Source organism: Pseudoalteromonas sp. Z1A8 (assembly GCF_011378855.1).
Lineage (GTDB): Bacteria > Pseudomonadota > Gammaproteobacteria > Enterobacterales > Alteromonadaceae > Pseudoalteromonas.
On the sequence record NZ_WTLB01000096.1, the window covers coordinates 1 to 5,774 of the forward strand.

Annotated in this window: 6 protein-coding genes; 5 read left to right on the forward strand and 1 reads right to left on the reverse strand. The window is 39.1% G+C overall.

Translation table 11 applies throughout. The annotated features are described in order from the left end of the window. Positions 1–133 precede the first annotated feature (133 nt). Entirely contained in the window at positions 134–598 is a 465-nt protein-coding gene (locus GQR55_RS19510; RefSeq protein ID WP_166421905.1) for a nuclear transport factor 2 family protein, read from the forward strand. 43 nt (positions 599–641) lie between these two features. Beyond that, positions 642–986 carry a DUF6694 family lipoprotein gene (locus tag GQR55_RS19515; RefSeq protein ID WP_166421906.1) on the forward strand — a complete coding sequence of 115 codons (345 nt, stop codon included), beginning with the start codon at positions 642–644 and terminating at the stop codon, positions 984–986. A gap of 223 nt (positions 987–1,209) precedes the next feature. Here the strand turns inward: GQR55_RS19515 and GQR55_RS19520 are convergent, their stop codons facing one another. Further along, positions 1,210–1,425 carry a hypothetical protein gene (locus GQR55_RS19520; RefSeq protein ID WP_166421907.1) on the reverse strand — a complete coding sequence of 72 codons (216 nt, stop codon included), beginning with the start codon at positions 1,423–1,425 and terminating at the stop codon, positions 1,210–1,212. Between the two features lie 170 nt (positions 1,426–1,595). On the opposite strand from GQR55_RS19520, the gene GQR55_RS19525 reads away from it, so the two are divergent. From GQR55_RS19525 to GQR55_RS19535, 3 genes are all read left to right on the forward strand, one after another. Next, a complete protein-coding gene (locus tag GQR55_RS19525; protein WP_166421908.1) occupies positions 1,596–3,503 on the forward strand; it encodes a DUF1800 domain-containing protein in 1,908 nt (635 codons plus the stop codon). A gap of 9 nt (positions 3,504–3,512) precedes the next feature. Then, positions 3,513–4,853, forward strand: coding sequence for a DUF1501 domain-containing protein (locus tag GQR55_RS19530; protein ID WP_166421909.1), 1,341 nt, complete (start codon positions 3,513–3,515; stop codon positions 4,851–4,853). A 108-nt stretch (positions 4,854–4,961) separates the two neighbouring features. Next, on the forward strand, positions 4,962–5,675 hold the full coding sequence (locus tag GQR55_RS19535) for a DUF1499 domain-containing protein (RefSeq protein ID WP_166421910.1): 714 nt from the start codon (positions 4,962–4,964) through the stop codon (positions 5,673–5,675). The last annotated feature ends 99 nt before the right edge of the window (positions 5,676–5,774 follow it).

A 5,774-nucleotide genomic window follows, 5' to 3' on the forward strand; every position in this document is an offset into this window, starting at 1 on the left:
AAAACCCCTCATGAATTATTTACGGGGCAATCAGAAGTTCTGGTGGCTGCATAATGATTGCACTTAATACTTGAATTCAAGTATTAATAAATTTAGTCATTTTAGTAAAAATACTTTTTTTAAAGGAATCGTTATGAAGTGCAAGCTAAGCTTTCTATTAATTATATTTTTTAGCTTTTCAGCCCGTGCCGATGAGCCGTTAGACCTAAAGTTGTTTGCACAAAATTATTACAACGCCATGACCGCGACACAAGCCCCTAACGCAGGTACTAAAGAGCTTGAGGCTTATCTTGCATTATTAACTGATGATATTGGTAATCAGCATATTCCGTATCAACCCGATGACTCACGTACTCCTGATGGTAAAAAGCAAATGCGCAAAGGCATGAGCTTTTACTTAGGCGCACACACGTTGTTTGAAAGCACACTGCTTAATACATTTGTGTTTAACGATACAGGCTTTGCTATTCGTTATAAAAACTATGTAAAAGGTATTCACCCGCAAAATAAGCAGCCAATTGAGTATACCTCCACAATGATGGAAGTGATCGAAATTGAAAACGGCAAAGTGGCGATGATCCGCAAATATCACGAATAAACGAATAAACGAATAAACGAATAAAACAAATAAGGATATATTTATGAAACATTTACTTATCGCACTATCAATATTAATGCTTAGTGCATGCGTTAGCACAAAAAATGATTTTAGATTTGATGGCTCCACACCAGAGACAACTCAAATGGGAGTTAATAAAGTTTTAAAAGCATTAAAGCCTCAAGATTCAATGCGTTTTTTAGGCGCCTTAATCGCAATTCAGTTTTCTGACGTGCAAAGCTTAGAAGATATTATGGGCGACCCGACTATGATGGGGGAAATGAATTACTTTATTATTGGCAAAAAAATAGATGGTTTAAATTATTATGAAGTATTGGATCTTGCGAGTTCATCTGCATCAAAAGTAGAATCTTCTGTCGAAGGGTAATTAGTTAAAATATAATTTTACGCCAATGAAGCAGTGCATTATTGGCGTTTTTATAGAATAAAACTATTTATACTTAACTATTTTGAATCACAGTTCATGTTTGTAAAAACGTCGCATACAGCTAAATGCAGCGTGTCGGCATGATCTAGGCTTTTTTAATGAGCTAAATAACACTTAGCTTTTATTGCTAAAAATAGGCACTACTTTTGTATGTAGCAGTCTTTTAAACCTCTTTTCCACCATGTTTTTCAGCTAGGTCGTCGAGCTCGGCTGAGGTGTAATCAAAACCACTTTCGTCGTATTCGTATGTCACTTTTACACTGTCGCCGCCATTAAAAAGCCGCGTTTTTACATCGTTTACTGGCCAGTTTTTTAGCTCGTGTAAAAATCGGTTAGCAACTTGTGAAGATTCAAAACGATAGCGAATTTCTGTTTTCATAAATAATAAAGCTCTGGCTGTTTACCCCTGCAGCTAGTGCATTATTAATGGGGCGTTCATGATTCGGTTACAAAAAATAAAGAGTTAAATTGTAAATTTTGTGTTTCAATAAATGCATCAAACTCGGTACACACTAACGTACCTTAATTAACAAATGATGACGACTTTACATGCATTATAAATTTGCTCTGATCGCAAGCTCTGTTTTTATACTAAGCGCTTGTGGTGGTTCAGGCTCAGATGATACGCCAACCGTTAACGGAAATAAAATCCCCATTTTGTCAGTAGCTGATATTCCCAGCGACCTTAGTAAAGGCCAAACAGTTGAACTAATAGCAACAGCCAGTGATAAAGACGGCACAATTGAATCTGTTATTTGGCAACAAACTGCTGGCATAACAGTGCTTAGCGAGCCTTTAGAGTCAATAAGTACGACGTTAACCATTCCCGAGGCACAAAGTTACAAGCCTGTTACTTACACGTTTACGGTGACAGCAACCGATAACGAAGGCGCAAGTAATGCAAAAACACTGAGTTTTACAGCGCGTAATAATATGGATGAGGTTAGCGCAGCAAGGCTTTTGCATCAAGCAACAATGGGACCTAAGCTTAGTGAAATACAAAACGCACAAGGATTAAGCGAGCAGCAATGGCTTGATAAACAAATAGCGCTACCTATTAATTATCACCGTAATTATTTAGTAAAGCTAAATGACGATGACGACTTTAAATACATAAGCCGCATTGACGCATGGTGGAAAGCAGTAATGCAAAGCGACGATCAACTTCGTCAACGTGTTGCCTTTGCGTTAAGTGAAATATTAGTAGTGTCGGATGAAAACAGCGCGTTAAGAGGGCAACCTGAGGGCATGGTTACTTATTACGATTTATTACTAAAGCATGCTTTTGGTAACTATCGTGACTTACTTGAAGATGTGACGCTTTCGCCTATTATGGGAACTTATTTAAGCCATTTGGGTAACGAAAAAGCAGACGATACACTTAATATTCGCCCCGATGAAAACTACGCGCGTGAGGTAATGCAGTTATTTACTATTGGCCTTGAAGAGCTAAACCTAGATGGTAGCGTCAAGCTTGATGCCCAAGGTAATACCATTGCCACTTATGGACAGTCAGAAATAGAGGGTTTTGCACGCGTATTTACAGGTTGGACGTTTGCCGATAGTGAAACATTTAAGCGTAAAAGTCATGATTATATTAAGCCAATGCAAGCGTTTGACGAGTACCACTCTGGTAAACAAAAAACCTTACTAAACGGTGAGGTTATACCACAAGGTTATGCAGCAGAAGAGTCATTGCAAATAGCCCTCGATAACTTATTTAACCATCAAAATGTTGCGCCGTTTATTAGCAAGCAGCTTATTCAGCGATTAATTACCTCAAACCCAACACCGCAATATGTTGAGCGAGTAGCTAGTGTATTTATTAATAATGGTGCTGGTGTGCGCGGCGATTTAGCGGCGGTAGTAAAGGCTATTTATTTAGATGATGAAGCGCGGCATTTTGGCTCAGTGCTAAATTATCAAGGTAAAATTAAAGAACCTATTTTAAAAACCGTACAGTTTTGGCGAAATCTCGATGCTAAATCGCCAGCGGGTTATTATAAAACATGGAACTTAATAAATAGCTACGGGCAAGGGCCCATGCAGTCGGCTTCGGTATTTAACTTTTTTAGGCCCGATTATCAAACTGCAGCTTTGCGAAATGAAGGTATTGTTGCACCAGAATTACAAATAGCAAACGATGCAACACTGATTGGCACCATGAACGCGCTTTACGCAAGTTTAGTATGGAGTACCGCAGAGGCACACAGTGATTTAAATTCAAATAGTATTTATGTTTATGTTCAAAGTGACATGAATATTTTAGAGAAAAACGGTGTGAGTGCGTTATTAGCCCAATACAACGCGTTATATTTTGCTAGCGCAATGAGTAGCAACACGCGCCAAGCATTACTTGATTTAGATGCCTATTTTAATGAAGACCAATACCGTGAGCGGGTTTCGTATTTGTTATATATGATTGCTATTTCGCCAGAATTTAACGTGCAGTATTAGGAGCGCATAATGAGCATTAATAGAAGAGAGTTTTTGTCGTTATGTGTAAAAGGTGGCGTATCGGCAGCAGCATTAACAAGTTTACAGCTGCAGGCGTTAACGGGAGCAACTAATGCCGTTGAGCTAGGTGATTACAAAGCATTGGTGTGTGTGTATTTATACGGCGGGAACGACTCGTTAAATATGCTGGTGCCACTTGAAGGCGAGCAGCGCAGTGTTTACGAGCAAAGCAGGCAAAATCTAGCGGTAGAAAACCCTGTTGCGCTGAGTATTAAAAACCAGTTTGCTGGTGGAGTAGGTATTCACCCATCTCTTGCACCTATTCAAAGTGTGTTTGAGTCTCAAAGTTTAGCATTTATAGGTGGAGTCGGTACTTTACTTGCTCCTACATCATTAAGTGACTACAAAAATAAAACAATAGGTTTGCCTAAGCATTTATTTTCACATAACGATCAACAAGCTGCTTGGATGTATGGCCGAGAAAAACAATCGCTTAACAGTGGTTGGGGTGCACGGCTTTTAGAACGCTTAGAGTTACAGGATGAATTTGCGGCTAATATATCACTCGACGGTACTAATTTATGGCAAACGGGAAGTGCTACTAATGCATTTGCACTTAACAAAAGCGGCATAAGTAACATTAACGCGTTTGGCGGGTATCAACCACGTAGTGAACATGTAACTTCTATTATGAACCGCTTACTAGGCAATACGAGCCATCCGTTAAGTACTGCTTACGCGAATGGTTTAACAAGTGCGATAAATAACACTCAAGCAATGAACAGCGCGTTAGAAAGTGCACCAACACTTATTACTCCATTTAGTGATAATAGCCTCAGTGAGCAATTTTCAGCGGTTGCTAAAACAATTAGCGTACAGGCAAAATTGAGTACTCAGCGCCAAGTGTTTTTTGTTTCTATGGGTGGGTTTGATACGCACGACAACCAATTAACAACGCACCCAGCTTTATTAAATACGTTAGCTCAAGGGTTAAGTGAATTTGATAGCGCAATGAAAGAGCTTGATATGGCTGATAAAGTGACTGCATTTACTATGTCTGACTTTGGTCGTACGCTTACCTCAAATGGCGATGGCACTGACCATGGCTGGGCAGGAAATCAAATAGTAATGGGCGGCGCTGTAAAAGGTGGCAATATATATGGTGAGCTACTAACCCAACACTTAGACGGCCCACAAGATACCGGTGGCGGGCGTTTAATACCAAGTGTTGCTAATGAGCAATACTTTGCCACATTGGCCCAGTGGTTTGGTGTGCCAAGCTCAGAGCTTGTTGATATATTTCCTAATTTAAGCAACTTTGATCACACAACATTGGACTTTTTTGTGTAATTAGTCGCTAATAGTAATCTAAAAGCACTTGTTAGCAGTATAAGCTACTCGTTAATAGTGCTTATCTGTTTTAATAATAAAAATCACACACAATATAGGAATCATAAAATGAAAATTTTAGTGAGCTTAGTTAGTTTAATTGCTTTTTTACTCGTACTACTGCCAGGGCCTTTGTATAAATTTGGTATTGTAGAACTTAGCACTGCATTTGCGGGTTTTAAATTTGGTGTTTACGCTGGTGGCGCTGCTTTGGTATTGCTTATAGTACAAGCGTTATTTATGCGTAAAACATTAACGCTAAGCAGTGGTGTTATTGCACTTGTGTTTTCGGTTGTGGCTATTGCTATGCCACTTAACATGATGAACAAAGCTAAAGACGTACCGGCAATTCATGACATTTCAACCGATTTAGTTAACCCACCAAAGTTTGTAGCAATTGCGCCACTACGTGCAAATGCATCTAACCCAGTAGAATACGCGGGTGAAGAAATTGCAGCACAGCAACGCAAAGCATACCCTGAGCTGACAACGTTAAGCTTTGCACAATCTAAAGCCGATTTAATGACAGCAAGCGAGCAAGCAGTTAAAAATCTTGGTTTTGCTGTAGTAAGTGCAAATACGGCTACGGGTATTGTTGAGGCGACTGATACAACAACATGGTTTGGTTTTAAAGACGATGTGGTCATTCGTATTAAAGATGAAGGCAGCCAACGTTTTGTTGATATTCGTAGTAAATCACGAGTAGGACGTAGTGACTTAGGTAAAAATGCTGAGCGTATTCATTCAATTATTAATGAATTAAATACCTTACTTGAAAAATAAAACGACTTAACCTGTATTCATAGGTTAGACATTAAGAGAGAATTGGATTCAGGCCGCATTTTAATCGTCCTTTTTCTTTATCTCTTTTTGGGTTCGCTC

Excerpts from the sequence above, each read along its gene's own strand:
- GQR55_RS19530 (WP_166421909.1), top strand. The coding sequence starts at position 3,513 with ATGAGCATTAATAGAAGAGAGTTTTTGTCGTTATGTGTAAAAGGTGGC.
- GQR55_RS19520 (WP_166421907.1), bottom strand. The coding sequence starts at position 1,425 with ATGAAAACAGAAATTCGCTATCGTTTTGAATCTTCACAAGTTGCTAAC.
- GQR55_RS19515 (WP_166421906.1), top strand. The coding sequence starts at position 642 with ATGAAACATTTACTTATCGCACTATCAATATTAATGCTTAGTGCATGC.
- GQR55_RS19525 (WP_166421908.1), top strand. The coding sequence starts at position 1,596 with ATGCATTATAAATTTGCTCTGATCGCAAGCTCTGTTTTTATACTAAGC.
- GQR55_RS19510 (WP_166421905.1), top strand. The coding sequence starts at position 134 with ATGAAGTGCAAGCTAAGCTTTCTATTAATTATATTTTTTAGCTTTTCA.
- GQR55_RS19535 (WP_166421910.1), top strand. The coding sequence starts at position 4,962 with ATGAAAATTTTAGTGAGCTTAGTTAGTTTAATTGCTTTTTTACTCGTA.